General features: G+C 41.6%; 26 protein-coding genes and 1 pseudogene. 17 read left to right on the top strand and 10 right to left on the bottom strand.

What is annotated here, in order from left to right; all coding sequences use genetic code 11:
• Positions 1-202: 202 nt before the first annotated feature.
• Genes QZZ55_RS12700 through QZZ55_RS12685 form a run of 4 tightly spaced genes read right to left on the bottom strand, consistent with a single transcriptional unit; the run spans position 203 to position 1382 of the window.
• Positions 203-670: a hypothetical protein gene (locus QZZ55_RS12700; protein ID WP_293267711.1), complete on the bottom strand. Its 468-nt coding sequence runs from the start codon at positions 668-670 to the stop codon at positions 203-205.
• Entirely contained in the window at positions 667-912 is a 246-nt protein-coding gene (locus QZZ55_RS12695; protein WP_293267710.1) for a hypothetical protein, read from the bottom strand. The genes QZZ55_RS12700 and QZZ55_RS12695 overlap by 4 nt, the downstream gene beginning before the upstream one ends.
• Positions 909-1139 (bottom strand): hypothetical protein, encoded by a 231-nt coding sequence (locus tag QZZ55_RS12690; RefSeq protein ID WP_293267709.1) that lies wholly within the window; start codon positions 1137-1139, stop codon positions 909-911. The genes QZZ55_RS12695 and QZZ55_RS12690 overlap by 4 nt, the downstream gene beginning before the upstream one ends.
• 33 nt (positions 1140-1172) lie before the next feature.
• Positions 1173-1382: a DNA-binding protein gene (locus QZZ55_RS12685; RefSeq protein WP_293267708.1), complete on the bottom strand. Its 210-nt coding sequence runs from the start codon at positions 1380-1382 to the stop codon at positions 1173-1175.
• A gap of 112 nt (positions 1383-1494) precedes the next feature.
• On the opposite strand from QZZ55_RS12685, the gene QZZ55_RS12680 reads away from it, so the two are divergent.
• Positions 1495-1767: a hypothetical protein gene (locus QZZ55_RS12680; protein ID WP_293267707.1), complete on the top strand. Its 273-nt coding sequence runs from the start codon at positions 1495-1497 to the stop codon at positions 1765-1767.
• Between the two features lie 95 nt (positions 1768-1862).
• A complete protein-coding gene (locus QZZ55_RS12675; protein ID WP_293267706.1) occupies positions 1863-2678 on the top strand; it encodes a nuclease-related domain-containing protein in 816 nt (271 codons plus the stop codon).
• Between the two features lie 86 nt (positions 2679-2764).
• Here the strand turns inward: QZZ55_RS12675 and QZZ55_RS12670 are convergent, their stop codons facing one another.
• The 5 genes from QZZ55_RS12670 to QZZ55_RS20020 form a co-directional block, all read right to left on the bottom strand.
• A complete protein-coding gene (locus QZZ55_RS12670; protein WP_293267705.1) occupies positions 2765-3304 on the bottom strand; it encodes a hypothetical protein in 540 nt (179 codons plus the stop codon).
• Positions 3305-3355: 51 nt separating this feature from the next.
• Positions 3356-3850, bottom strand: coding sequence for a hypothetical protein (locus tag QZZ55_RS12665; protein ID WP_293267704.1), 495 nt, complete (start codon positions 3848-3850; stop codon positions 3356-3358).
• A gap of 452 nt (positions 3851-4302) precedes the next feature.
• Entirely contained in the window at positions 4303-5037 is a 735-nt protein-coding gene (locus QZZ55_RS12660; RefSeq protein WP_293267703.1) for a hypothetical protein, read from the bottom strand.
• Between the two features lie 93 nt (positions 5038-5130).
• A complete protein-coding gene (locus tag QZZ55_RS12655) occupies positions 5131-6216 on the bottom strand; it encodes a HigA family addiction module antitoxin (protein WP_293267702.1) in 1086 nt (361 codons plus the stop codon).
• Positions 6206-6508 (bottom strand): type II toxin-antitoxin system RelE/ParE family toxin, encoded by a 303-nt coding sequence (locus QZZ55_RS20020; RefSeq protein WP_366512322.1) that lies wholly within the window; start codon positions 6506-6508, stop codon positions 6206-6208. Before QZZ55_RS20020 ends, QZZ55_RS12655 begins: the two co-directional genes overlap by 11 nt.
• A 761-nt stretch (positions 6509-7269) precedes the next feature.
• Here QZZ55_RS20020 and QZZ55_RS12650 point away from each other — a divergent pair.
• The 14 genes and pseudogenes from QZZ55_RS12650 to QZZ55_RS12585 all read left to right on the top strand — a co-directional run bounded on the left by QZZ55_RS12650 (position 7270) and on the right by QZZ55_RS12585 (position 21730).
• A complete protein-coding gene (locus QZZ55_RS12650; protein WP_293267701.1) occupies positions 7270-8508 on the top strand; it encodes an integrase arm-type DNA-binding domain-containing protein in 1239 nt (412 codons plus the stop codon).
• Between the two features lie 13 nt (positions 8509-8521).
• Positions 8522-9328: a DUF6387 family protein gene (locus tag QZZ55_RS12645; RefSeq protein WP_293267700.1), complete on the top strand. Its 807-nt coding sequence runs from the start codon at positions 8522-8524 to the stop codon at positions 9326-9328.
• 153 nt (positions 9329-9481) lie between these two features.
• Positions 9482-9685: an AlpA family transcriptional regulator gene (locus QZZ55_RS12640; protein ID WP_293267699.1), complete on the top strand. Its 204-nt coding sequence runs from the start codon at positions 9482-9484 to the stop codon at positions 9683-9685.
• Positions 9672-10022, top strand: a complete 351-nt coding sequence (locus QZZ55_RS12635) for a hypothetical protein (RefSeq protein ID WP_293267698.1) — start codon at positions 9672-9674, stop codon at positions 10020-10022. Before QZZ55_RS12640 ends, QZZ55_RS12635 begins: the two co-directional genes overlap by 14 nt.
• A 35-nt stretch (positions 10023-10057) precedes the next feature.
• On the top strand, positions 10058-10480 hold the full coding sequence (locus QZZ55_RS12630) for a hypothetical protein (RefSeq protein ID WP_293267697.1): 423 nt from the start codon (positions 10058-10060) through the stop codon (positions 10478-10480).
• Positions 10481-10855: 375 nt separating this feature from the next.
• Positions 10856-13309: an EcoAI/FtnUII family type I restriction enzme subunit R gene (hsdR, locus tag QZZ55_RS12625; RefSeq protein WP_293267696.1), complete on the top strand. Its 2454-nt coding sequence runs from the start codon at positions 10856-10858 to the stop codon at positions 13307-13309.
• Positions 13310-13402: 93 nt separating this feature from the next.
• Positions 13403-14893 carry an N-6 DNA methylase gene (locus QZZ55_RS12620; RefSeq protein WP_293267695.1) on the top strand — a complete coding sequence of 497 codons (1491 nt, stop codon included), beginning with the start codon at positions 13403-13405 and terminating at the stop codon, positions 14891-14893.
• A 5-nt stretch (positions 14894-14898) separates the two neighbouring features.
• Entirely contained in the window at positions 14899-16692 is a 1794-nt protein-coding gene (locus QZZ55_RS12615; protein ID WP_293267694.1) for a restriction endonuclease subunit S, read from the top strand.
• A gap of 86 nt (positions 16693-16778) precedes the next feature.
• Positions 16779-17063, top strand: a complete 285-nt coding sequence (locus QZZ55_RS12610; RefSeq protein ID WP_293267693.1) for a type II toxin-antitoxin system HigB family toxin — start codon at positions 16779-16781, stop codon at positions 17061-17063.
• Positions 17064-17072: 9 nt separating this feature from the next.
• Entirely contained in the window at positions 17073-18296 is a 1224-nt protein-coding gene (locus QZZ55_RS12605) for an ImmA/IrrE family metallo-endopeptidase (protein WP_293267692.1), read from the top strand.
• A 432-nt stretch (positions 18297-18728) separates the two neighbouring features.
• A pseudogene (locus tag QZZ55_RS20015) lies at positions 18729-19544 on the top strand (pentapeptide repeat-containing protein); the annotation flags it as partial.
• A 225-nt stretch (positions 19545-19769) separates the two neighbouring features.
• Positions 19770-20699, top strand: a complete 930-nt coding sequence (locus QZZ55_RS12595) for a pentapeptide repeat-containing protein (protein ID WP_293267690.1) — start codon at positions 19770-19772, stop codon at positions 20697-20699.
• A gap of 522 nt (positions 20700-21221) precedes the next feature.
• Positions 21222-21473 carry a type II toxin-antitoxin system prevent-host-death family antitoxin gene (locus tag QZZ55_RS12590; RefSeq protein WP_293267689.1) on the top strand — a complete coding sequence of 84 codons (252 nt, stop codon included), beginning with the start codon at positions 21222-21224 and terminating at the stop codon, positions 21471-21473.
• The gene (locus tag QZZ55_RS12585; protein ID WP_293267688.1) at positions 21470-21730 is read left to right on the top strand and encodes a Txe/YoeB family addiction module toxin; all 261 of its coding nucleotides are present in this window, start codon (positions 21470-21472) and stop codon (positions 21728-21730) included. Before QZZ55_RS12590 ends, QZZ55_RS12585 begins: the two co-directional genes overlap by 4 nt.
• A 9-nt stretch (positions 21731-21739) precedes the next feature.
• Here QZZ55_RS12585 and QZZ55_RS20010 read toward each other — a convergent pair whose 3' ends face one another.
• Positions 21740-22009 (bottom strand): tyrosine-type recombinase/integrase, encoded by a 270-nt coding sequence (locus tag QZZ55_RS20010; protein ID WP_366512323.1) that lies wholly within the window; start codon positions 22007-22009, stop codon positions 21740-21742.
• Between the two features lie 422 nt (positions 22010-22431).
• On the opposite strand from QZZ55_RS20010, the gene QZZ55_RS12580 reads away from it, so the two are divergent.
• On the top strand, positions 22432-24612 hold the full coding sequence (locus tag QZZ55_RS12580) for an EAL domain-containing protein (RefSeq protein ID WP_293267687.1): 2181 nt from the start codon (positions 22432-22434) through the stop codon (positions 24610-24612).
• The last annotated feature ends 1 nt before the right edge of the window (position 24613 follow it).

Raw genomic sequence — 24613 nt, 5'->3', positions numbered from 1 at the left:
AATACCGTAAGCCGTGGCATATTGAGTTCGTAAGGTAGTTCCCATTCGCTGCATTGCTTCAGCGCATTTTTTGCAACACTCAGCCCCGTAAAGAGTCAAAGCACCACGATTAAAATAAGGGTCAATAAACGCTGCAAAGGTCTTATCATTATCAAACACAGCATTGCAGCGTGTGCAGACGTCGCCTTGAGCGTGTTGTAAGTTAAGGCCGTACATTGTGTACAACCTCATCAGTATTTAACGGACTCCCAGTAAGGTATGAAGAGACTAGAGCCCGGACAGATTTAACAGATGTCAGCCGCTTGAAAAACTCACCTTGTAGCGGGTTAAAATAACGTTCGAGTCGGTGAGTACCCGAACGCCCCCCACCGCTTTTAGTGTCTTGAGGACTAGCAGTGCTTCGGGAGACGATACGGTTATGACTTTTTAGGGCCATAAACGCTGAGCGAGGGTAGTTATTAGATTTACCTGCTCTTAAAGAGGTTCTGAGGAATTTTGAACGGACTAGCTGCATCCATCGGTAGTTCATTTTTCTTTGAGAGGTTCCACCGTTAATGGCTATTAGTAGGTACCAATCAACGCAGGCGTGGTAATCATCAAAAGTGACGAGTTTTTGTCTACAAACAGATGCACAGTTATGACGGTATGAGGCGTTAAGAAACTTATTCATAGCTCATGCCCTTCTTCGTTTAAGCATGTAATACGAAGGGCCGCTAAGTTAACTAATGATCTTTTTGTGTTGCCGTTTTCGTTTTTAAGACGGATGACAGGGATATAGCCTTTTCTGATCATCTCGTTTAAAGAGCCAACAGAAATGCCGACTTCTTCAGCAAATTTAGATCGGTCCATTAAAGGGACTTGAATTGAAGCCGTAGCCAAATCTTTGAATTGAGTTTCTTTGAGAGTGATCATGATGCGAGCCCTCCTGAAAGAGCCATACGCATACTGAAAGAGTTAGCACGAAGATTAAAAAGAAAAGAACAAGAGCGGTCTGTAGCAATATCTAAACCAAGAATAGCGTCATAATAACTATCAAGAGACTGAAATGGATTAGTCACCGGGTTATTTTCTAAGAAATGTTTTCTGATACTTGCAGCACCAGTATCAATTTCTGTCTGATTTAAATTCTGAGTATTCATACCTTTCACCTCTTTATATCTACTGATGAGTGACTAAACCAAGTCATCCTTTTCCAATAAATTTTTGGATAAGAGAGCAACGTTAACGAGTAGATGCTTACCAATTCGTTGTGTGGGGATGTAGCCGTTATCAAGCCATCCACGTACTACGCCATGCTCCATACGTATCCAATCTGCGAATTCACGCCACTGCATTAGAGGCGGCATAGGGATCGATACAGGGGTAACCGGTTGTTGTTCCATCGTTGCGCCTCTATAATTGGTTATTAGTATCTATTTGTACATAGTACTAATGCACATAGTACAAACACACCTTTAATTTGTACATAGTACAATGATTGGATTTTCCTATAGAATGAGCGCAACCGATAGAGCTTTGCTATTACTTGAACAAGCAGACATGCAAAAGCTGGCAGTGCCAAACACAAAAGAGTACGCCCGCTGGTCAAACATTAAGCGCGGTAGAGCACGAATGGGAGTTGATGAAGCAGAAGAATTAGCAAAACTATTTCCTGAATATTCGTTATGGCTAATCTCAGGAAAAACATGTCCAGAAGCAGGACAAATCAGCCCTGATTTAAAAGAGACCGTGAGTGAATACGGCAGAACAGGGACGGCTACCGATTAGCGCAACGGATAAGGGAAAAGTGGTACCGATAGGGGCGCAGAGCAGACAAGAGCCTGAGCTGGAAAATGGAGCAATACTGTAAAGGACTATAAACAATGAGCCATGTATCTGATTTTATCTATGTCATTAGCTTAGCAATAATTATTCTTGCAGGAATAATGCTGGTTAAGCTTTTACTCGGCCGGAAAGTTCAACAACAGCACTCTACAAAGGCTGAGAGTAAAGCTGAACAAAATACGCTTGATTCTGCTCCAGATAAAATGGATATAAGTTGCGACGCACATAATTCCCCAATCAAGCAATACTACCAAGAAAGAAACGTCGAAAAATCATCCGTTCTAAACTTCTTGAACAGTTACCTTGATAAAGGTGATATTGGAGAAAGGCTTGTCAATTCAGCTATAGCAAGAGGGCTGGATAAACATGAGTATATCCTTCACAAGAACATAACTTTAGCGTTGGAAGATGGCTCTACCCAAATTGACCATATTATCATCTCTCTTTACGGTATCTTTGTTATAGAAACAAAGAACATGTCAGGCTGGATCTACGGTAACAAGCATGAAAAGAAGTGGCGACAAGTGTTTGGAAAAAAGAAAGTTATTCTGTTTCAAAACCCCATTCACCAAAACTATAAGCATGTTAAAGCTGTTGAGAAATACTTAAAAATAGACTCTAAAAAAATAGTATCCATGGTCATTTTTACCGGAAACGCCGAACTAAAAAACAAACAGGAATCAGGAATTTTTGATCTCTTTGAAACAACAACCGAAATCAAAAAACATAAAAAAAGGCTCTTTAATATTGACGAGCTTATAAAGCTCTCGAGAAGAATGGATGTTGCCAGACTTCCAAGTAATAGAGACACTGATAGAAGACATGTTGATCACCTCAAATCAAAACATGGGTAGCATGTTAGAAATTTTTCTAAAAAACGATAGAGCATGATTAGTATATTACCGACACAATAATTAGTTCGTACCAGTATTCTCTATTATTAACTATGAGTAGCGCTCAGTAGTTTCTTATCCGTATAAACATTAGTTTTATTTGATTTAGAATTGTAAAATATAATTTTTGAAGCCCTATATCGCAAAATAACTCCATAAAAACACTGACCCTCGTCTTCTATACACAGAAGATCATTGGCTTTATCTATAGCTTCAATTGCATCTTCTTTTGCATCAGGTATTACAGGAAGCAATAAAAGAAAAACTATAGGTATAACACTGAAAAGCACATAAGGAACACTTTCTATATCTACATATTTTTCAATAATATCCTTAGGAACTCCTCTTTTTATTGGCATATAACATATCCCAATTATTCCTAGAACAGTAACTAGCAATGATAGGTTTTCTGAATAGGATAGTAGTAGGTACATCCCTCCGATAGAAAGATAGTCTAGAGGAGAACCCATCATCTCATAGTAATTAACACCAAACTCTTCCAAGTATGATGCGTCATATATAAATCCAATCACATATGCAACTGTTAATAAAATAGAAAAAACAAGGCCTAAAATCTTTGAAAACACAAATAACCCCTTTAAATTTATTGATATTAAAATCTAAGATACTTATCAATTTCAATTAATATTGAATTTTCCTTTTTTATTAAAAACACCGAAAATCGGATTGAATGTACTACTAAAATTATTATCTTTGGATGTCTTCACAACAACATTTAGTGTTTCATTTTCATAAAGATTAATACATTTAGGCATATCACCCTCGAAAATAAAAATATCATATGACCATGGATTCAATGAAACTACGGGCACATTAGAATTGGTCAATCTATAATTGAACGTACAGTTATCAATAGTAGAATTAAGATGAATAGATTTTATATAAATCATGTTTTTTGATTTATTTGTAACTTCAATTTTCAACCCGTCTTTTAGGTGGTGATTGTTAGTAAATAATAAATTATAGGCAGGTGCTGGATAAGCATTCCACTCTATGACCAACTCTTCGTTTGAGTTCTCATTTTCTTTATATAGCTGCCAACTTATGGAAAAAACGCCTGTAAAACAACCAATAACAGCAGCAAAAAGCGTTATAGATTCAGAATATCTCATCGAATACCTTTAATAATTAATTTATAGAATTTTTTCTTAAACAACTATTATGAAACAATTTTTTAATGTGTTTTTTTAAAGATATAAATAAGCAGAAGTTTTCAAGCTGCACTGTTATTTTCCTCCGTTGAAAATAAACGTGTGATTTTATAATAATGTATAATTTCTTTATACTATATTAGATATAACATTTCAAATACTAGAAAAATGAAGGAATAGAACTCAGCAATACTCTCCCACACATAATAAAAAACCACTAAACCTAACAGCATTACATGTGTAGAAATATCACCATCTATATATCCCTACTTATGTTTCTTAAACATAAATACAAACATCAGTAACACTATTTTAAGATGCACTAACCAAGTTTAAACCGACCGTCATTACTATCCTAAAAATAATACAGCCAAAAAACAACAACACTTAATCTTAAAGCTTGCTAACAATTGCTAAATATTACACTGAAACCATTTTTTTAATAGTGAAACCACTAGAACTCTATCATGGTTGAACAATATAATTCTCAAGTGCTCTTTTATTTTTCTAGCTCTAACAGTTCCAATTGAACAAATCAAAATAATAATACAATCAACAATAATAACCACATATGGGACAGCATAAACTTGTGAAGCATGAGCATAATAAAAACCTGTTAAAAGCATGAATAACGTAAACAGTGCTGACATAAAGAAAAATATGTATAGAGAGTAGTAGTATTCTAATTGAATACCGAAAGCAGGAGAATTTTCTCTACATTGAATTTCTAAAGCATGTAATGTAGCGTGAACCTGCTTATTACTTAATTTATCAATACTTAAACGATTTGAAATACTATGTTCGTTGCCTCTATTAGATATTCGTACATTTGGGGTGGAGTTTTTTTGGATAGATTCAAACCATTGGTAACTTGTTCTATAATTTTGATCTTGACTCTTTAATACAAATTTTTTAATTGGAAACAAAAAATCAAACATTACCATCGAAATAAGATGAGAAATACTAACGCCAGCTGTACCAAATGAAAAAATGGCAGCTGTAATTAGGCCTAGGCTCGGCTTCTGATCTTCATCAAATAAGTACGGCATTATTAAATCATAATAATTGATGACTGCAATGATAAGAAGTAATGTCCCCAGCACAGGAATTCTTGGGAAGTCAAATTTTACCGTTTTAGAAAATTCCATTTTGTATAAGTCCTTGTAATACTAACGCCCAATTCTTCACCGTTTCAAAAGATAAACGAGAAAAATTTTCAAATGGAGTAATTATTAGTACATTCATATATTCCATTTATATCTAACACGATGATAATGCATGCTATGCAGTAGCTTTTTATCATGTTGCAGGCGACCAGTTATAATCCCAGGAAATATACCTATTGAATCAGAAAAATATTTTATTGCAGAACTGGAAAAATCAGACTCTCTCAAGAATTCATTATATTTTTCTGTTGGAACCAAAGATACCTGCGCAAATTCATCAGCTTCACGTTCTTGTTTTTGATATTGATCATCTTGTTTTCCATTTTCAAGAAACGTAACTCTTTTGTCATGAAGCAATATATGACCTATTTCATGAAATAAGCTAAACCAAAAAATATCAGACCAAGCACCACGCATCGACATCATTATTACCGCTTTATTTTTTCCTAACCAAAATGTAGCACCTGTGGTGTAGGACTTTGGAAAAGCTGGAACTAAAGCCAAAACAACACCACACTCAGCAAGTATTCTCTTTATTTCTGTAATAAGTTCATTTGGCTCAACAGTATTTGTTAGCTTTCTTAGTTCAGGAAGATAACTTTCTAATTTAGATTTGCTGAAAACCTCTACTTTTGAATTCTCTGCAATTACATGACCAGCTCTCAACCAGGATGCAAGAGACTCATGAGAGACAGTATCTTTTTCTTGCTGACGAAACGCCGGAGCAAATTCTTTTACGGTTTTTATATTATGTAATGAAGAAACTCCAAAAAACCTTCGAAGAGAAATAACCTTTTTCACCCGATCTTTCGTCTTTTCAACAAGACCTAACTTATTCAATTCAAGATATGGGAAATTCGAAAGTAAACTTTCTTCTTTCTTAACTTCTTCAAGCTGTTGTTCTTTAGCTAAAACTAACCGGTAATCAGCTTCTAGCTTGCTCCAAAATTGAGCTGACACCCCTAACACCTGCTCCAATTGCAGTGCTGTTTCAGGAGTTATAGACTTCTCACCTTTTACTATTTCATTTATAGCTTGAGACGGTCTTCCCATTCGTCTAGCTAACTCAGCCTGACTAATCTCCACATCTTCAAGTATTTCTTCAAGATACTCGCCAGGTGGAATAGCAAGATCAGAAATAAATCCTGTCTCAGTCATCATAATGTTTACTCACTTCTTCAATTTGGGCGATATTTAAACATTTACCATCTACCGTAAATATCAGCCTATAAAACCCCGTCAATTTGACTGCATACTGCCCTTGCCTATTACCTTTCAGGGGGTGGCACCTTAGACCAGGTAGCGACATAACTTCATCTAAGTCTTTAGCCGCTTTAATTAAATTAACCCTTTGAATGTACTTTCTAGCAATTTGGTCCCCAAACTCCCTTTTAGCTTGGTTACTTTGGCAATAGCACTTCTCAAGCTTGTTAGTCTTGAAATTTACAATCAAATTTACATCCTAAGTACAGTATGAATTTAAGCACAAGCATTCACCCCAAGGGTGAATGATATAGAAATTATAATATTCTAACAATCTGTTTATGAGGAACACTCACTCATATATAGTTACCAGTCCACGCCTAAAGAGTCATTAATGTATAGCTCTGAATTACAACCTATTGATATATATAATCAATAATTAGAATGCATATTAATATTCGCAGAGGCTCGAATGCAATATTTCAATTTGCATAGATAAACAATGATTTTCTGGCTGCATTCGCTATCTTCCTCCGTTGAAAATAAACATGCATTTTGATGGTATAAGCTGGCACGGGATCTTACCTACCCTATCATTCGATAATGCCCAATTTCATATTGGGATGCCAGAAAAACCATACACAGTTATGACATGTGTCGATAAAGTGTCGAAAACATAGCTATTTATAGTGGTTTAACGGCTCTGAGTAAAAACCATAACGCCTTAAAACTCTAGCGTTGTGGTATGTACTGGTACAACAAAAGGCATGGTACATGGGTTCGAAACCCGCCACCTCCACCAAATTGATAAACGAAGACGCCCTAGGGCGTCTTTTTTTATGTCTGTAGCCCTTGAATTTACTGACTTCTACACATACCATCATTCCTATGGGGTCTTTTGAGTTCTTGGGAAATACCCCCAATTCACGGGGTATATATAGGGGTACATGTCGCACTAAAAAAGCGATACCCCCAAATCATGTACCCCATTATCAAGGAAAGGGGGCTGGGATGGCGCTAACTCACAAACAAGCACAAGCGGCAAAGCCACAAGAAAAAGACTTCAAACTGGCGGACGAGAAAGGACTTTATCTACTCGTCAAGAAAACTGGCGCTAAGTATTGGCGCATAAAATACCGCTTTAACGGAAAAGAGAAACTATTCGCCGTGGGTGTCTATCCAGATATATCGCTGGCCAACGCCCGAGAGATACGTGACGAAGCACGTAAGCAGCTTGCAAACGGAATTGATCCCCTCGCCCAAAAACAAGCGGTAAAAGCAGCTAATAAGCTAAATACCGAAAATAGCTTTCAAGCCATTGCTCTTGAATGGTTCAACACAAAACAAGCAGACAAAAGCGAAGGCCACCAGCGGCGCGTTAAACGTAATATAGAGTCTTATCTGTTCCCTGTTATCGGCCACCACCCTATCAAAGACATTACCGCCCCGATAATTCTGGACGCCTTACGACAGATAGAGCAACGAGGCACGATTGAAACTGCCCATCGCACCAAGCAGATAGCCGGCCAGATATTCCGCTTCGCTATTGCTACTGGCAGAGCCGAACGGGATCCAACACCCGACCTTAAAGGCGCATTACAAACACCCGTTAAACGTCACTTTTCAGCAATAACAGAACCTAAAGACGTTGGGCAGTTGCTGGTGGCTATTGATAGCTTTACAGGCACCTACACCGTTAAAGCCGCCCTTCAGCTCTCAGCCCTGTTCTTTTGTCGCCCTGGAGAACTTCGTAGCATGAAGTGGAGCGATATTAACCATGCGGAACAACGCATTGAAATAACCGCTGAGAAAACCCACCAGCAACACATCATACCTATCAGTAAACAAGCATTAGCTATATTGGAAGCCTTACACCCAATCACAGGTAATGGGGAGTACATATTCCCTTCTGCGCGAGGGCGTAGCCGCTGTATGTCAGAAAATGCGGTCAGAGTGGCTTTGCGCTCAATGGGATATGACAACGAGACAATGACGCCTCATGGCTTTAGAGCCATGGCAAGGACACTACTTGATGAGGTTTTGGAATTTCGAGTGGAGTGGATAGAACAACAACTCGCCCACGCGGTTAAAGACGCTAACGGACGAGCCTACAACCGCACGAAACATTTAAAACAAAGAACAGAAATGATGCAACGATGGGCTAATTATTTGGATCAACTTAAAAGCCAGTCATTGGCTAGCAACATAATAACAGCGAACTTTAAGCAACATAGCCATATTGCCTCATAGAAGAGATGTTAAAATGAAGCGTGTAACCAAATTACCAGAATGGTTTGATTTAACAAAATATAGCCCTTGCCGCTCCTTTGACGATAAAGAATGGCTTAGACAGCTCACTTACAGAAGTGACGCCTTACAAGATCTAAAGTTCGATAATGAAATAACATACTCATTATCTGAAACTGAAGAAATTCGCTTAAACGCCTTGCCCAGCAAAGAATGGCAGAATCAACGTGATAACTTAAGTGAAGCAACAGTACTCCCGCACGGTATAGATTTCGTAAAGTATAGCCACTTCCGTGAACTAGCTAATGAAGCAATAACTCCTTTATCTACTTTATGGATGCTATCCATTGGACAGTCTTTAGATTGTCGTCATCAATCAAAATCCTTTAGTAAAGAAAAGTTAGAGAGCATCAAAAACCATGAGCCTTACGACTTACACCGCAAACAAGAAAATGAGTATTTCTTCGAAGATGAAGCATTTGTGCAAATAGACTTAAGCCTTCCTGACGGAGAAATAATTAAATGTCTAAAAAGTTTTTTACCTAAATATAGGAAGTTTTTAAACATAAGCACAATTACAAAGCGCCCTAGTGATACAACACTCGCATTATGCGCAAACTATGAAGTACTCCCCTATCTTGATCTATATATTTGGGAAATCGAGAATCAATTAAAAATCAAAAGATCCATTCTCGCCGTAAACATTTATCCTGAGGGACATATAGGCGAACAAGGCATCTCTCAGACCGTTCATCCTTTTGCAATAAATGTAACAGACCCGTCATTTCTTCGAGCACTAAAATCAAGAATAAACAGGACGTAAACTTTAGATGATTTTCATTATATAAATCTCTAATAGATTTTCTGTGCTCTTAGCTTATTAGAGTATTTATCAACAGTTTTTGGTGGCTGTTTTTTTCTCTACGCCCGCTCAAAATCAGCTCTGTATTCCATTCACTACATAGGAAAGCAGAGCATGACTAATCGCTTACTAAGGCGTCCAGAAGTTGAAAAACTTGTAGGATTATCACGCAGTACAATTTACATCAGAATTTCAAGAGGCACTTTCCCAAAACCAATCTCGATCGGTGGACGTTTAATCGCGTGGCCGGAAAAATCCATCCAAGACTGGATTCAAGACCGCATTGACGAAGGGAAGGCTCAAAATGAAGAAGCCTAAATATATTATCGCCCTCGCATACTTCACACAACGACTAGAACAAGGCATGAACCAACTTGAAGCGTTACAGCTGTACGGAGAAACATGCCTACACTCAACCGTATCCGATCTAGCAAACAAATCCGATTACGCGTTCATCCGTATAGATGAACCACACCGTCACCAGCATGGAGGAAACACACACTTCAGGCGCTATTGGCTCAAACATGAGCTGGTGGATAAGGCACACAAACACATCAACACATATGAGAAAGCCCCGACCGCTACCAACGAAACAGGGCTCAATAATCATTCTAAAAAACATGATCAGAGAAAGAATAATGCAAATCACCCATAGAATAAACCAAAGCCTTTTACCTTGATGGTCGTCATATGGCGGCAACAATAAAGCGATCTACCAAAACCAAGGCGGGAAAAGGAGGCTCTCCCCTTTCAATAACCTACAGAGGTCACTTTACGATCCCTGATGCTGTTTTAAACCACCCTGATTTTTATAATCTCAGCGGTAACGCTATGAAGGTATTAATACTCGTTGGAGCACAGTATAACGGCAGAAATAACGGTGACCTTCAATGTACGAGAAGTGTCATGGCATCCGTAGGCTTGACGTCTGATGACATGAGAAACAAAGGACTAAAAGAGTTGGAAAAACAGGAATGGTTAGTCAAAACCAAACAAGGCGGCAGAGGCATAGGACCCAACCTATACGCGCTTACCTGGCAACCCATACATGAATGCGGAGGTAAACACGACTTGAAACCAACGACTAAGGCATACAGGAGTCTCAAACAGTAAACCTTAAATTTTCGCTGGTCCGGCACACGGCCCTGATTAATCCGTATGACGGACCTAGCAAACTAAACCGAGGTCCGTGTAGCAGACCTAATTAAACCGTATGACGGACCTATAAAGGCACTTTTTACCGTTTCATTAATCCGTGTGGCGGACACCTTTATATATATACCAGACTTACCCTCTTCTTTACTCACCATAAAGCCATAGTTACATCACATTAGAGTGAGTAACTGAGTGTGCTAATTCAGCCCATTACTAACCACTGATATGAGAGACCGAATAATGCTTAGCAACACATTTGCTATGTAATCCAACACATCATCCTGTGCTATATTGATCCGCACTATAGGAAAGGCGTAATCAAGGACGTTCAGCATGGACAAGAAGCAGCTCACAGAAACGGATATCATCAGTAAGTTTATCCTGCCTTCATTGGAATCAGCGGGTTGGGATTCAATGACGCAGATCCGTCAGGAGGTCAAACTTCGTGATGGCAAGGTGATTGTTCGTGGTCAGCTGGGCGTTCGTAAAACCGTTAAATCAGCCGATATCGTCCTTTACCATAAGCTTAATATGCCGCTGGCAGTGATTGAAGCCAAAGCCAACAAGCATGAGATCGGCAAAGGGATGCAACAGGGCTTAGATTATGCCCGTTTGCTGGATGTACCCTTTATCTTTGCCAGTAATGGTGATGGTTTTGTATTCCACGATAAAACCAACCTTCAGGCACTCGAAACAGAGATTCGCCTCGAAGATTTTCCAACACCCGAGCAGCTTTGGCAAAAATACTGCCAATGGAAAGGTTACACCACTACTCAACTGCCGATCATCACGCAAGATTACTATTCCGATGGCAGCGACAAAGCGCCTCGCTATTACCAGCTACAAGCCATTAACAAAACCCTAGAAGCTGTCTCGTCCGGACAGAATCGTGCGCTGTTAGTGATGGCTACCGGCACAGGTAAAACCTATACAGCTTTTCAGATTATCTGGCGCTTATGGAAAGCTAAGCAAAAGAAACGCATCCTGTTTTTAGCCGATCGTGATGCGTTAATAACACAGACAAGGCAAGGTGACTTTCAACCGTTTGGCCAAGCAATGAGTCGTGTCAGAAACCGTACAGTCGATCCGGCCTACGAAATTCACTTAGCACTCTATCAAGCACTAACAGGTCCAGAGGAATCTCAAAAAGCCTACAAACAAGTAGATAAGGGTTTCTTTGATCTGATCATCATAGACGAGTGCCACCGTGGCAGCGCCTCAGAAGACAGCGCATGGCGCGAAATACTCGAATACTTTAGCGATGCAACGCAAGTTGGCCTAACAGCCACGCCAAAAGAAACTGATACTGTCTCCAATAGCGATTACTTTGGTGAGCCCGTATATACTTACTCCCTAAAAGAAGGCATAGAAGATGGCTTTCTTGCGCCATACAAGGTGGTGCGTGTCGATATCGACATCGATGTTCAGGGCTGGCGACCCACCAAGGGACAAGTTGATAACAACGGCGAACTCATAGAAGACCGCATCTACAATCAAAAAGACTTCGACCGCATAATGGTCATTGATGAGCGTACCCAACTGGTGGCCGAGACAATCACCGCCTATCTGAAGCGCACCGACCCAATGGCCAAAACTATCGTCTTCTGCAATGACATCGACCACGCCGACCGCATGCGTCGTGCGCTGGTCAATCTCAATCCAGAACAAGTCGCCAAAAATGACAAATACGTGATGAAAATCACCGGCGATGATGAACTTGGTAAAGCGCAGCTGGATAACTTTTGTAATCCGAAAAAAGCCTACCCAGTCATTACCACCACTTCCGAGCTGATGAGCACCGGCGTAGATGCCAAAACCTGCAAGCTGGTGGTGTTGGATCAGAACATACAGTCCATGACCAAGTTTAAGCAGATCATTGGCCGTGGCACGCGTATTGATGACCGTTACAACAAGCTATGGTTTACCATACTCGACTTTAAAAAGGCGACCGAGTTGTTTGCCGATGAGCGTTTTGATGGCGTACCTGAAAAAATAGTCGTGGTCACGCCAGATCGCATCACCGATGAAGACGACAATAGCTTTATTGATGAGCTCAACAGCGACGAATCCAGCCAAGACCCTAATGACCTATCAGAGATCAACAATTTTCCCGATGAGCTCGCTGAAGAAAGCGGCAATTATGACATCGATCTAGCAGAGTGGATTCAGGAAGGCGAAATCACTGAGCCTGGCTCAAGCTATGTAAAATACCGCGTCTCCGGTATCACCGTTAAAAAACTGGCCGAGCGTGTTCAGTATTACGACACCGATGGCAAGCTGGTCACTGAATCCTTCAAAGACTACACCCGCAAAGCGGTAAAGCAGCAGTTCGCCTCGCTGGATCTTTTTGTGCGCAAATGGCAGGATGCCGAGCGCAAACAGGTCATCATTGATGAACTGGCCGAGTGCGGTGTTATCTGGGAAGCGCTGGTGGAAGAGGCCGGTAGCGAGCTGGACCCTTTTGATCTGATCTGTCATGTCGTTTTTGATCAGCCAGCCCTCACACGACAGGAGCGCGCCAATAACGTTAAAAAGCGCAACTACTTTACCAAATATTCAGACACCGCCCAGCAAGTGCTGGATGCCCTGTTAGACAAGTATGCCGACACGGGCGTACAAGAGATCGAAAGTATCGATGTACTCAAGGTCAAACCGCTCGACCAACTGGGCAGCTCGATGCAGATCATTAAAAAAGGCTTTGGTGGCAAGCCGCAATACCAGCAAGCGATTACAGAATTAGAAACCGAGCTTTACAGTATCCATGACGATCACCCACGCTCGGCTTAATGGCGAAGCGTATGGCATGATCAGCCTCCATCAATAACCCCCTATTTAGTGGGCAGTGACTCAACTGCCCGCATTGTATTTAAAGAGAATGTTATGTCCGTTAGTTCTGCGATTAAATCCATCCAAGATATTATGCGTAAAGATGCCGGTGTGGATGGCGATGCTCAACGCCTTGGCCAGTTATCCTGGTTACTGTTTCTTAAAGTGTTTGATGCCCAAGAAGAGATATTGGAGTTTGAGCAGGACAACTATAAAGCGCCGATTCCTGAAAAGTACTTATGGCGCAACTGGGCAGCCGATGACCAAGGCATCACCGGCGATGAACTGCTCGACTTTGTGAATGATGATCTATTCTCTGACCTGAAAAACCTCGTCGCTCCTATGGCGAACAATCCGCGTGGCTTTGTTGCCAAGGAAGCCTTTAGCGATGCCTTCAACTACATGAAGAACGGCACGCTGCTGCGACAGGTGATTAACAAACTTAACGAAATCGACTTTACAGACTCAAACGAGCGCCACCTGTTTGGTGACATCTACGAGCAGATCCTACGAGACCTGCAAAGCGCGGGTAATGCCGGTGAGTTTTACACACCACGCGCCGTAACACGCTTTATCGTCCAGATGATCGACCCTAAGCTGGCCGAGTCTGTTTTTGATCCGGCCTGCGGCACGGGTGGCTTTTTGGCCTGCTCATTTGATCACGTCAAAGAGCACTATGTGAAAACCGCCAACGACCACCAAACACTCCAGCAGCAGATACGTGGCGTAGAAAAGAAACAACTGCCGCACCTGCTCTGTACCACCAATATGCTGCTACACGGCATAGAAGTACCGGTACAAATTCGCCACGCCAACACGCTCAACAAACCCCTATCGAGTTGGGATGTCGAAGATCAGGTGGATTTGATTGTTACCAACCCGCCCTTTGGTGGCACCGAAGAAGACGGGATCGAAAAGAACTTCCCGACAGAATATCAAACCCGCGAAACTGCCGACCTGTTTTTACAGCTGATCATTGAAGTATTAAAAGAGAAAGGCCGCGCTGCGGTCGTACTGCCCGATGGCACCCTGTTTGGTGAAGGCGTAAAAACCAAAATCAAAAAACTGCTATTGGATGAGTGCAATCTCCACACCATTGTGCGCCTGCCTAATTCGGTATTTGCACCCTACACCAGCATCAAAACCAACATCCTCTTTTTTGAAAAAGGCGAACCCACCCAAGAGATCTGGTATTACGAGCTACCACTGCCAGCGGGCGTTAAAGCCTTTAACAAAACCAAACCGATGAAGCTGGAGCACCTCGACAGCTGCCGCGACTGGTGGGGAAGCGGCGCAAGTATCAGCGACAAATTACAACGCACAGGCCGAGAAGAGAACGAACAGGCATGGAAAGTCACACTGGATGATATTATCCAACGCAACTACAACCTCGATATTAAAAACCCTCATCAGGTAGAACAGATCATCCACAACCCGGACGAACTGCTAGCGGATTACCACCAGCAACAAACCGACATAGGCCAGCTACGTAATCAGATCAAAGATATTCTGGTCGCTGCGCTCAGCGGCAAGGCGGGGGAATAAAGACCATGACCCGCAACGTACAACAGCTAATGACCGAGCATATCGACCTATGGACCAGCGCCATCGAGAACAAAAGCAGCGCCGGCCGTGGCAACAGCCGCAAGAAAAGCCTCTATGGGATCAAAAAACTGCGTGAGCTGATATTAGAATTAGCGGTGCGCGGTAAGCTGGTAGAACAAGATCCGAACGATGAACCGGCATCGGAGCTACTTAAACGGATTGAGGTTGAACGGGATCGTTTGGTTGAAGCAGGAGAAATAAAAAAACTGAAGGCGCTACCTGAAATTGCAGTAAAAGATAAGCTTTTTGAATTACCCGAAGGATGGTCATGGGCAAGGTTATGCGAATGCGTCGATGTAATAAGGGGAATTACATTTCCAGCTAGTGCTAAGAATCAAGAGCCTAGCAGCGGTTTAGTCGCTTGCCTTCGAACAGCAAACATCCAAGATAAAGTCGATTGGGATGATATTTTATATATCGATCACGATTATGTAAAAAGAGATGATCAATACCTTGCCAATGGCGATATTGTCATGTCCATGGCAAATAGTAGGGAATTGGTTGGCAAAGTGGCCTACATAGAGCATTTGCCAGTTAATCAAGCGTCATTTGGCGGCTTTTTAGGAGTTCTTAGGCCTTGGGAAGTAGTACCAGCATTTCTAATGGTTTTGCTAAGAACACCTATGAATCGTGAGTTACTGATAGGTAGCGCAAGCCAAACTACCAATATCGCTAATATTTCTTTAGAGAAATTATACCCTTTAGCTTTATCGATCCCCCCACTACCCGAACAACACCGCATAGTAGCCAAAGTTGATGAACTAATGGCCCTATGCGACCAGTTAGAGCAACAAACCGAGCAGCAACTCGATGCCCACCAGCTGCTTGTGGACACCCTGCTAGGCACACTCACGCAAAGCCAAAACGCCAACGAACTAGCCGACAACTGGACACGCCTGAGCCAACACTTCGACACCCTGTTCACCACCGAAGCCAGCATCGACCAGCTCAAACAAACCATCCTGCAACTCGCCGTCATGGGCAAACTCGTCCCGCAAAACCCCAACGACGAACCCGCCAGCGAACTCCTCAAACGCATCGCCGCCGAAAAAGAACAACTGATCAAAGATAAAAAGATCAAAAAACAAAAGCCATTGCCTCCAATCAGCGATGAAGAAAAACCGTTTAAACTGCCGGTGGGATGGGAGTGGGTGAGGTTTGATGACATCGTTGATATCCAAGGTGGTATAGCAAAAGGCAGAAAAATCACCGGACGTAAAACCACTATTGTTCCTTATCTGAGCGTAGCTAATGTACAACGCGGATATTTAGACTTAAGAAACGTAAAAGAAATTGAACTGCCTATCGACGAAATGGACAGGTTTCAAGTTTTGATAAGAGACCTTTTGATAACAGAGGGGGGAGACTGGGATAAAGTCGGTAGAACCGCTATTTGGAATTATCCAATAGAATATATGGCTCACCAAAATCATGTTTTTAAAGCCAGACTTATTCTGGATACTCAGAATGAGATATGGCTAGAACATTTTCTTAACTCTAAAGTTGCTAGGGAATACTTTGCTGGATCAAGCAAACAAACAACAAATCTTGCATCGATAAATAAAACGCAGTTACGAAGCTGCTTAATGGCTATTCCTCCTCTTAATGAACAAAACCACATCATAGCCAAGACCAGCGAGCTCTTTACCCTCTGCGACCAGTTAAAAGAACGTCTACAACATAACCAGAAAACTCAACTACTACTAACCGATACATTAGTTCAGGAGGCGCTGGTATAAAATTTTACTTTCTTCAAACTTACCAGAACAAATCATTTATTTACCAAATTGGTAACTTTAAGTATGATTACCAATAAGGGAATTACATGAAGATTTCAGGACGAAACATACTGAGTGATTTTTCCAAAAAACACGCCAGTGCAAAAACAGCATTGGATTCTTGGTTCGCTGAAGCCGATAAGGCTGACTGGAAAATCCCACAGGATATAAAAAACCGCTATGCAAGTGCCGATTTTCTGGCCGATAACCGGGTGATATTCAACATCAAGGGTAATAACTACCGGCTGGTAGTCAAAGTGCGTTACCAGAACGGCATTGTCCGTATCGAATGGGTCGGCACACATGCTGAGTACGACAAGAAGCGGTTTTAGGAGTAGAAAATGGAATTAAAAATCATAAAAAATGAACAAGATCACGCACAGGCTCTCGCTCGCCTAGATGTACTCATGGATATAGATCCAGCCGAGGGGTCTGTTGAAAATAATGAACTGGAAGTACTGGCGCTTCTCCTTGAACGCTACGAAGAAGAAAACTTCCCTATGGATTTGCCATCACCCGTCGATGCTATTCTGTTCCGTATGGATCAACAAGGGCTTAAAAACAAAGACTTAATTCCTTTCATTGGTTCAGCCCCGAAAGTATCTGAAGTTTTAAATGGCAAACGCCCGCTCAGTATTGCCATGATTCGAAAACTCAGTTCAGGGTTAGGTATTCCTGCTGACGTTCTGATCCAGGACGCCAACAAACAGCAGCAATTTGAGCAAGATACTAATTGGGACGCTTTTCCTTTAGCCGAAATGCGTAAGCGCGGTTACTTCCCCGACTTCAACGGCACTATTCATGAGCTGAAAGATTATGCGGCCGAATGTCTGGGGACTTTTCTCGGAGCCGTAGGCCTGGACTGTAAAGCGCAACCCATGCTGCTACGCACCTCTGCCCATTTACGTAGCAATGACAAGGAAACTGACCCTTATGCTATCCGAGCCTGGCAGGCACGTGTTTTACACATTGCCAAGCGCCAGAAACAACTCAAAGAATATGTATCAGGAACAGTGAACCAAGAATGGATGCGTGAGCTGGTAAAACTGTCATGGTCACAACAGGGCCCGGCACTGGCAGTTGAATACCTAAATCGGTTCGGCATACACGTAGTTATTGAGCCCCACTTGCCTAAAACCTACCTTGACGGGGCTGTCTGCCTGTCCGAGAGCAAGAACCCTATTATTGCATTAACACTTCGCCATGACCGACTGGATAATTTCTGGTTTACGCTAACGCATGAACTCGCACATGTTGCTTTGCATTTTGATGGTAATGAAAGCTGGTTCCTGGACGATCTTGACGCTGTATCCCATGATCCGAAAGAAGATGAAGCCGATGCCCTGACGCAGGAAGTCCTTATACCTGCTTCAGCTATTCAGCAGGGATTACCAAAGGATGCTGCTGGCGTTGAAAGCCTGGCACGCTCATTAAATGTATCTGCTTGCATCATTGCAGGAAGAATCAGAAGAGAAGAAGGCGATTATCAGCTGTTTAATACATCATTCCGCAGTACTAAACACCCGAGCAAGGCACTAAAAGCTGCTGGTTACATTGATATCTAAACCATGAGTTTAACGAGCACCTTTAACTATGCTCAGTACAAAGCATAGTTAAAGGTGAACGTAATCAAACTTAACGACAGTAGCAAAAACACCCCAAAACAAGTGCCAAATTAGACACCCCTAGTTGACAGTTTTGAGCTGTAAACCAAAATTGTAAGCATTTGTTTTATAAGATGTTTTAACAGCTACTTTACACTTTGGATATCTTTGTTAGGTTTACAAACTGTAAAGTGGTTTTTTTGATGCTTTTATACGCTCCCATAATTAATCGTTAACGCTAAACCACACGTTGCTGGACACTTATAAAACGCACACATGACCAACAGGGGCGTAAGAAATTACCAGAATTCAGTATCACGCCACTGAGGACGAAGAACGTAATTTATTTTTGGCAGCATGGGATAATGAATAACCCAACCAAAGGACGGTGTGATGGATAACCATGAACACAGAATCGTATTAACAGGCGACGAAGCACTACAGAAATTTTTAGCAGGAAAAGAGGTATGGAACGCCTATATTGAGCAATACCCAGAAGCCGACGTGGATTTTTCGGGTGTGGATTTTTCACAGTTCCGCACAGCAGATAATGAAGAACTTAACTTCGCTCAATACCTTTTTCCTGAGAAAGGGGCCGTGTCTTTCTTTGCCTCTACGTTTGGCCAGGGAGACGTAAATTTCAGCGGAGCTACGTTTGGCAAGGGATACTTGTCTTTCAGCGAGGTTACGTTTGGCGAGGGAGACGTATCTTTCAGGGGTGCTACGTTTGGCAAGGGGCGTATAGATTTCACCGAAGCTACGTTTGGCGAGGGGGACGTAGATTTCAGGGGCACTACATTTGGCGAGGGAAACGTATCTTTCTACAACGCTACGTTTTGCAAGGGGGACGTAGATTTCAGGGGCACTACGTTTGGCGAGGGAGACGTATCTTTCAAGGGCGCTACGTTTGGCGAGGGGGGCGTATATTTCAGGGACGCTACGTTTGACAAGGGGAACGTATATTTCTGGGACGCTACGTTTTGCAAGGGGGACGTATCTTTCTGGGGCGCTACGTTTGGCGAGGGGGACGTATATTTCAGGGACGTTACGTTTTGCAAGGGGGTCGTAGATTTCTACAACGCTACGTTTGGCGAGGGAGACGTAGATTTCACCGAAGCTACGTTTGGCGAGGGAGACGTATCTTTGAAGGGCGCTACGTTTGGCGAGGGGGACGTATCTTTCAGGGGAGCTACGTTTTGCAAGGGGGACGTATCTTTCCATGGCGCTACGTTTGGCAAGGGGGACGTATCTTTCCATGGCGCTACGTTTGGCGAGGGGGGCATAAATTTCAGCGAAGCTACGTTTGACGAGGGAGACGTATATTTCAGGGACGCTACGTTTGGCAAGGGAGACGTATCTTTCATCGCAGCTACGTTTGGCAAGGGGGGCGTATATTTCTGCGAAGCTACGTTTGACAAGGGGGACGTATCTTTCATGGGCACTACGTTTGGCGAGGGGCGCATAGATTTCAGCGAAGCTACGTTTGGCGAAGGGCGCATAGATTTCAGCGAAGCTACGTTTGGCGAGGGGCGCGTATATTTCATCGGCGCTACGTTTGGCGAGGGTGACGTAGATTTCACCGAAGCTACGTTTGGCAAAGGGGGTGTATATTTCAGGGGCACTACGTTTGGCGAGGGTGACGTAGATTTCAGCCGCGCGCAGTTTTTGGGCTCCGCTAATTTTTCAGGGTTAAACGAAGCATCTGCGATAACCTCATTATATTTTCGCCATTGTACCTTTAATCACTCTCTCGATTTATCGGGTAATCGCTTTATTTGTATTCCTGATCTCACCAATACCAAACTCACTCACCAGGTCTCGCTCGATGGCTTAGTGTGTGAATTTCGCTTAAATGAAAAAGGCATACCTGATCCAAAAGACGGTGAGCGTTTATGTCGTTTAAAGGAAATAGCGGAAGCCAATAAAAACCACGAACAAGCGCTCAATTTTCATATTGAGGAAATGCGGGTTAAGCGTCCTAAACTCAGTGGTTGGTTGAATAAAAAAATAGATAAATACTTTGATGCTGTATCTGAGTATGGGCGCAGCATCATTAAACCACTTCATTGGCTAATTCGTAGTTGGTATGTATTCGGGTTGATTTACAGCTGCATCAGTATCGGTCTGAACCCAATGAAACCGTGGTGGGAACACTTTGGTAATGGCTTTCTGTATGCGGCGGCACAAGTCGTTCCCTTCGTGGCGGCGGGACGGGAGTCATCCAGGGAGAGTATTAACGCGCTGTTTGGCAAGGACACTGATACGCCGAATTGGTTATTCACTATCAGCTTGACACAAGGCTTGATCTCTTTCTTATTAATATTCCTTATTGGCTTAGCACTTAGGAACCGATTTCGTATTTGATGTGAATGAAAAAATATGGTGCCGGTCACTTAAACGGGTACGATGATTTCAAGATTCAAAAAAGCATATAACTGATAACGATTTTATTAATTGGTAGCTAAGCACCACTTTATTGAAAAAACACACCATACCACCTACGATCTTTTTCGTTATTCACGTAAATATTCCGCAGTACACACTGCCAATGCGGGGGTATTTATGGGGGTATGTCTTTAATTTTTATTTCGATATTTGTTTATAAACAATGGGTTGAGGCGACTATTTAGTAGACGCCACCCCACCAAAATACAATGACAAGGGCCTGTTTTTACAGGCCTTTTTCATGTCTGGCGTTTAAGAATTACTACATGTGTCGAAAGCGCTTATCAGGCTTAGCTTAATTGCAGCGTAACTATTCCTCTCCATTCGAAACAAAAGACCTAGCAAAACGAAAGCATCCCGATACTTGTGACCTTATTAAATTGATTGTTATGTGCCAGCAAGCTAAAATGTACAGATTAACGTACATAGAAGGAATTCAATATGGATGCTATAAGCTACACTGCAGCTAGAGCAAATTTAGCGAGCACTATGGCAAATGTTTGTAATGATCATGCGCCTATAATTATCACTCGCAGAAATGAAGCTCCCGTCATAATGATGTCTTTAGAAGACTATAACGCAATGGAAGAGACTACATATCTACTCAGGTCTCCAGCTAATGCTAGAAACCTATTAGAGTCTATTGCCGAACTGGAGACTGGCAGCGGAACAGAAAGAGAACTTCTTGAATGAAGTTAACGTTCTCTACTCAAGCCTGGGAACAATATCTCTATTGGCAAACTACCGACAAGAAAATACTAAAACGTATTAACTTGTTAATTAAAGATATTCAAAGAGCCCCAAATGAAGGCATTGGTAAACCAGAACCTTTAAAGCATGGCTTATCAGGGTACTGGTCTCGCCGTATCAATGATGAACATCGGATTGTGTACAAACAGCAGGATGATACGATTCTGATCGCTCAGTTACGCTACCACTACGGCACATAAGCATCTGACTCAATTCATAGGGTTGTACTTAATAACATCGTTTAAAAAGTCAGGACACAAGTGTGCATATCGCATTGTTGTTTTAACTGATGAACGTCCTAAAATCCTTTGTAGCGTAACAATATTCCCGCCATTCATAACAAAGTGACTCGCAAAGCTATGCCTTAATACATGGATTGCCTGACCTTCAGGAAGCTCTACTCCTGTTTTATCCAGAGTTCGTCTAAATGCACCTACAGCGTCAGTAAACGGACCATACTCATTCCAATGTTTGTGCAGTCTATTGGCTAGGTCTTCTGAGATAGAACCGTTCTGGCCTTTCCATTTTTTGCATCCGCAAAAGTTACCTGGTTGTTTTTTACCAGTGACGAATTAAGACCTTCAACTTCAGACCACCTAGCACCCGTTGATAGACATATATCAATCAAAAAATGTAAATGCGGATTAGAATTGTGAGCACCTTTAGCTCATCAAAAAAATGACGAAAATCAATGCTTCAAATCCTACTTTTCGATAATGATCTGGATCAATAAGTACTATCATTTATCTTAACTATTTTACTAATTTAGGTAATCTGTATTTACGAGAGGTTATTGCAACTCCTTACCCATAAACAGAATGACAATGTCATTGAGGTGCATATGGGACTGTATAATTTAAGAAGGAGCTTATTTTTAGTTATATTAGTATCAACATTATTTATGTCGCTTACTGTTACTATTGAGCCGGCTGAACATGTATATGCTTATTTCCATAGCAAACTTGGGCTGGAGTACTATGCACTAAACGATGCAGTACTCGGGCTGCTCTTAGCTTTTGGCTTAATGCTATTTGGTGCATTAATACAGCTAAACACAGCCCGCAAGAAAGAATTGTCTTCTATTAGTGAGCGGTCAGCACTCAAAGCTCTCTTAGATAGCCTTCCTATAGCAATCTCGAAACTAGATAAAAAGCATCAGTTAACACTGACCAACCCACGATTTGAAAAGATCCGACATGCCATTGGTGAGGAGGCTGTAGCCAATACAGCTAAAACTTTGCTAGAAACCGGATTAACTAAAAAAAACCAGCACTCTCTAGAGCTAAAACAGTCGTATCCGCAGTTAAATAACACTTCTGAGATACTTATTGAATGGAATCTTTGCCAAGGAGACGAAGACAGTTATCTAATGCAGGGACGCGATATTACTCAGTTAGAAGAAAGCTATCGACAGTCACATATCGCACAGCAGATTATTAACAATACTCCTGTTGGAGTCATGGTGGTTAACACCAACCAAGAAATTGAATACGTTAATCGCTCATTCGAATTAATTACAGGCTATTCTACGAGCGATGTAAAAGGTCAATCGCCTTCTATTCTTAAATCGGGATATCACGGCAAAGATTTCTATAAAGCCATGAACAAAACACTGATAAAGGAAGGAATGTGGCAAGGTGAAATACGTAATCGCCGTAAAAATGGCGACATATTTCTCGAATGGCTTTCAATCAGCTCATTAAAAGATGCCCAAGGTCATATAACTCATAGCATTGGCATGTTTTCTGAAATCACTGCCCAAGAGCACGTTCGAGAAAAGCTTCATACACTCGCCTATTACGACTCTCTGACATCTTTAGCAAACCGTACCTTGTTTAATGATCGTTTGGAACGCTTGATTAAAAATAACAGTAAAAGAACCCTTTGCGTTGTGTTCATTGACCTAGACGACTTTAAACGAATTAATGATAGCCTTGGCCATGACATAGGTGACCAACTTTTAGTTACTTTTGCTAAGCGACTCCAATACAGTATTCGTGGTTCAGATACGGTCGCACGCTGGGGAGGTGACGAATTTATTATAGCGATCGAAGTTTCAGAAAGTTTTGAGGGAATATCTCACTTTTGTAACAAACAACTTCAATTACTAAAAGCCCCATTCAATCTTAACGGGCGCGAGCTAAATGTTACAGCCAGTATTGGGGTGAGTATTTATGGCGAGGATGCGCAAACCGCTTCTGACCTAATCCGCAATGCGGATATAGCTATGTACCAAGCCAAAAGACAGGGTAAAAATCGCTATGAAGTTTTTTCATCAAAACTTCACAAAGATATTTCTGAGAACATTGAGATTGAAAATCGCTTACGCTTGGCCATTCGAAAACAACAGATTGATGTCCATTTTCAGCCTCAAGTACGGACTAACAAAAAACACATTATAGGTTTTGAAGCGCTCGCACGCTGGACAGATGAAGAACTAGGCAACGTCTCTCCACAAAAATTTATAACTGTAGCGGAGAACACTGGTTTAATTGGTGACTTAAGCGCTTTAATTTTAAACAAGGCTCTTGAGCAATTCAAACCGTTTCACGATGCTGACACGAACCTATTATTATCAGTTAATCTATCTGCAAGCCAGCTACAAGACGATGACTTGATTCCTCTGCTTAAGAAGAAAATAAGTCTCTATGGCATTAGGCCACAGCAAGTTAAATTAGAAATCACCGAAGATATTTTCATTTCTAAAATTGAAAAATCTATTGGCATCACATCAGAGCTTAAAAAAATCGGTTTCAAAATATCGCTTGATGACTTTGGCACGGGTTACTCATCCTTAAGTTATCTAAAAGATTTCGATATTGATGAATTGAAAATTGATCGCTCTTTTGTTATCAATATTGAAAAGTCAGAACGTAACAAAGCCATTATTACCGCAATGTTAGTGATGGCTGAAATTTTATCAATAGACTGTATTGTTGAAGGTGTTGAAACAGAGAAGCAACTAATAGAACTAAAAAGCATGGGCTGCAATTTATATCAAGGCTATTTCTTTTATAAGCCTATGCCTTGTAATGAACTTGAGCTTTTATTTGAGCAAGATCTTCTTTTAGGAGTCGAGTAAG

It is taken from the genome of Neptunomonas sp. (assembly GCF_016744175.1).
Taxonomy (GTDB): domain Bacteria; phylum Pseudomonadota; class Gammaproteobacteria; order Pseudomonadales; family Balneatricaceae; genus Neptunomonas.
The sequence above is the reverse complement of the archived record's forward strand: the minus strand, read 5'-3'. Positions and strand labels throughout refer to the sequence as shown.

Coding starts and splice junctions, on each gene's coding strand:
- QZZ55_RS12680 (WP_293267707.1), top strand. CDS start 1,495: ATGAGCGCAACCGATAGAGCTTTGCTATTACTTGAACAAGCAGACATG.
- QZZ55_RS12700 (WP_293267711.1), bottom strand. CDS start 670: ATGAATAAGTTTCTTAACGCCTCATACCGTCATAACTGTGCATCTGTT.
- QZZ55_RS12590 (WP_293267689.1), top strand. CDS start 21,222: ATGGATGCTATAAGCTACACTGCAGCTAGAGCAAATTTAGCGAGCACT.
- QZZ55_RS12585 (WP_293267688.1), top strand. CDS start 21,470: ATGAAGTTAACGTTCTCTACTCAAGCCTGGGAACAATATCTCTATTGG.
- QZZ55_RS12690 (WP_293267709.1), bottom strand. CDS start 1,139: ATGAATACTCAGAATTTAAATCAGACAGAAATTGATACTGGTGCTGCA.
- QZZ55_RS12595 (WP_293267690.1), top strand. CDS start 19,770: ATGGGCACTACGTTTGGCGAGGGGCGCATAGATTTCAGCGAAGCTACG.
- QZZ55_RS12615 (WP_293267694.1), top strand. CDS start 14,899: ATGACCCGCAACGTACAACAGCTAATGACCGAGCATATCGACCTATGG.
- QZZ55_RS12685 (WP_293267708.1), bottom strand. CDS start 1,382: ATGGAACAACAACCGGTTACCCCTGTATCGATCCCTATGCCGCCTCTA.
- QZZ55_RS12640 (WP_293267699.1), top strand. CDS start 9,482: ATGACTAATCGCTTACTAAGGCGTCCAGAAGTTGAAAAACTTGTAGGA.
- QZZ55_RS12655 (WP_293267702.1), bottom strand. CDS start 6,216: ATGATGACTGAGACAGGATTTATTTCTGATCTTGCTATTCCACCTGGC.
- QZZ55_RS12630 (WP_293267697.1), top strand. CDS start 10,058: ATGGCGGCAACAATAAAGCGATCTACCAAAACCAAGGCGGGAAAAGGA.
- QZZ55_RS12580 (WP_293267687.1), top strand. CDS start 22,432: ATGTCGCTTACTGTTACTATTGAGCCGGCTGAACATGTATATGCTTAT.
- QZZ55_RS12695 (WP_293267710.1), bottom strand. CDS start 912: ATGATCACTCTCAAAGAAACTCAATTCAAAGATTTGGCTACGGCTTCA.
- QZZ55_RS12650 (WP_293267701.1), top strand. CDS start 7,270: ATGGCGCTAACTCACAAACAAGCACAAGCGGCAAAGCCACAAGAAAAA.
- QZZ55_RS12635 (WP_293267698.1), top strand. CDS start 9,672: ATGAAGAAGCCTAAATATATTATCGCCCTCGCATACTTCACACAACGA.
- QZZ55_RS12605 (WP_293267692.1), top strand. CDS start 17,073: ATGGAATTAAAAATCATAAAAAATGAACAAGATCACGCACAGGCTCTC.
- QZZ55_RS12620 (WP_293267695.1), top strand. CDS start 13,403: ATGTCCGTTAGTTCTGCGATTAAATCCATCCAAGATATTATGCGTAAA.
- QZZ55_RS12610 (WP_293267693.1), top strand. CDS start 16,779: ATGAAGATTTCAGGACGAAACATACTGAGTGATTTTTCCAAAAAACAC.
- QZZ55_RS12645 (WP_293267700.1), top strand. CDS start 8,522: ATGAAGCGTGTAACCAAATTACCAGAATGGTTTGATTTAACAAAATAT.
- QZZ55_RS12660 (WP_293267703.1), bottom strand. CDS start 5,037: ATGGAATTTTCTAAAACGGTAAAATTTGACTTCCCAAGAATTCCTGTG.
- QZZ55_RS12675 (WP_293267706.1), top strand. CDS start 1,863: ATGAGCCATGTATCTGATTTTATCTATGTCATTAGCTTAGCAATAATT.
- hsdR (WP_293267696.1), top strand. CDS start 10,856: ATGGACAAGAAGCAGCTCACAGAAACGGATATCATCAGTAAGTTTATC.
- QZZ55_RS12665 (WP_293267704.1), bottom strand. CDS start 3,850: ATGAGATATTCTGAATCTATAACGCTTTTTGCTGCTGTTATTGGTTGT.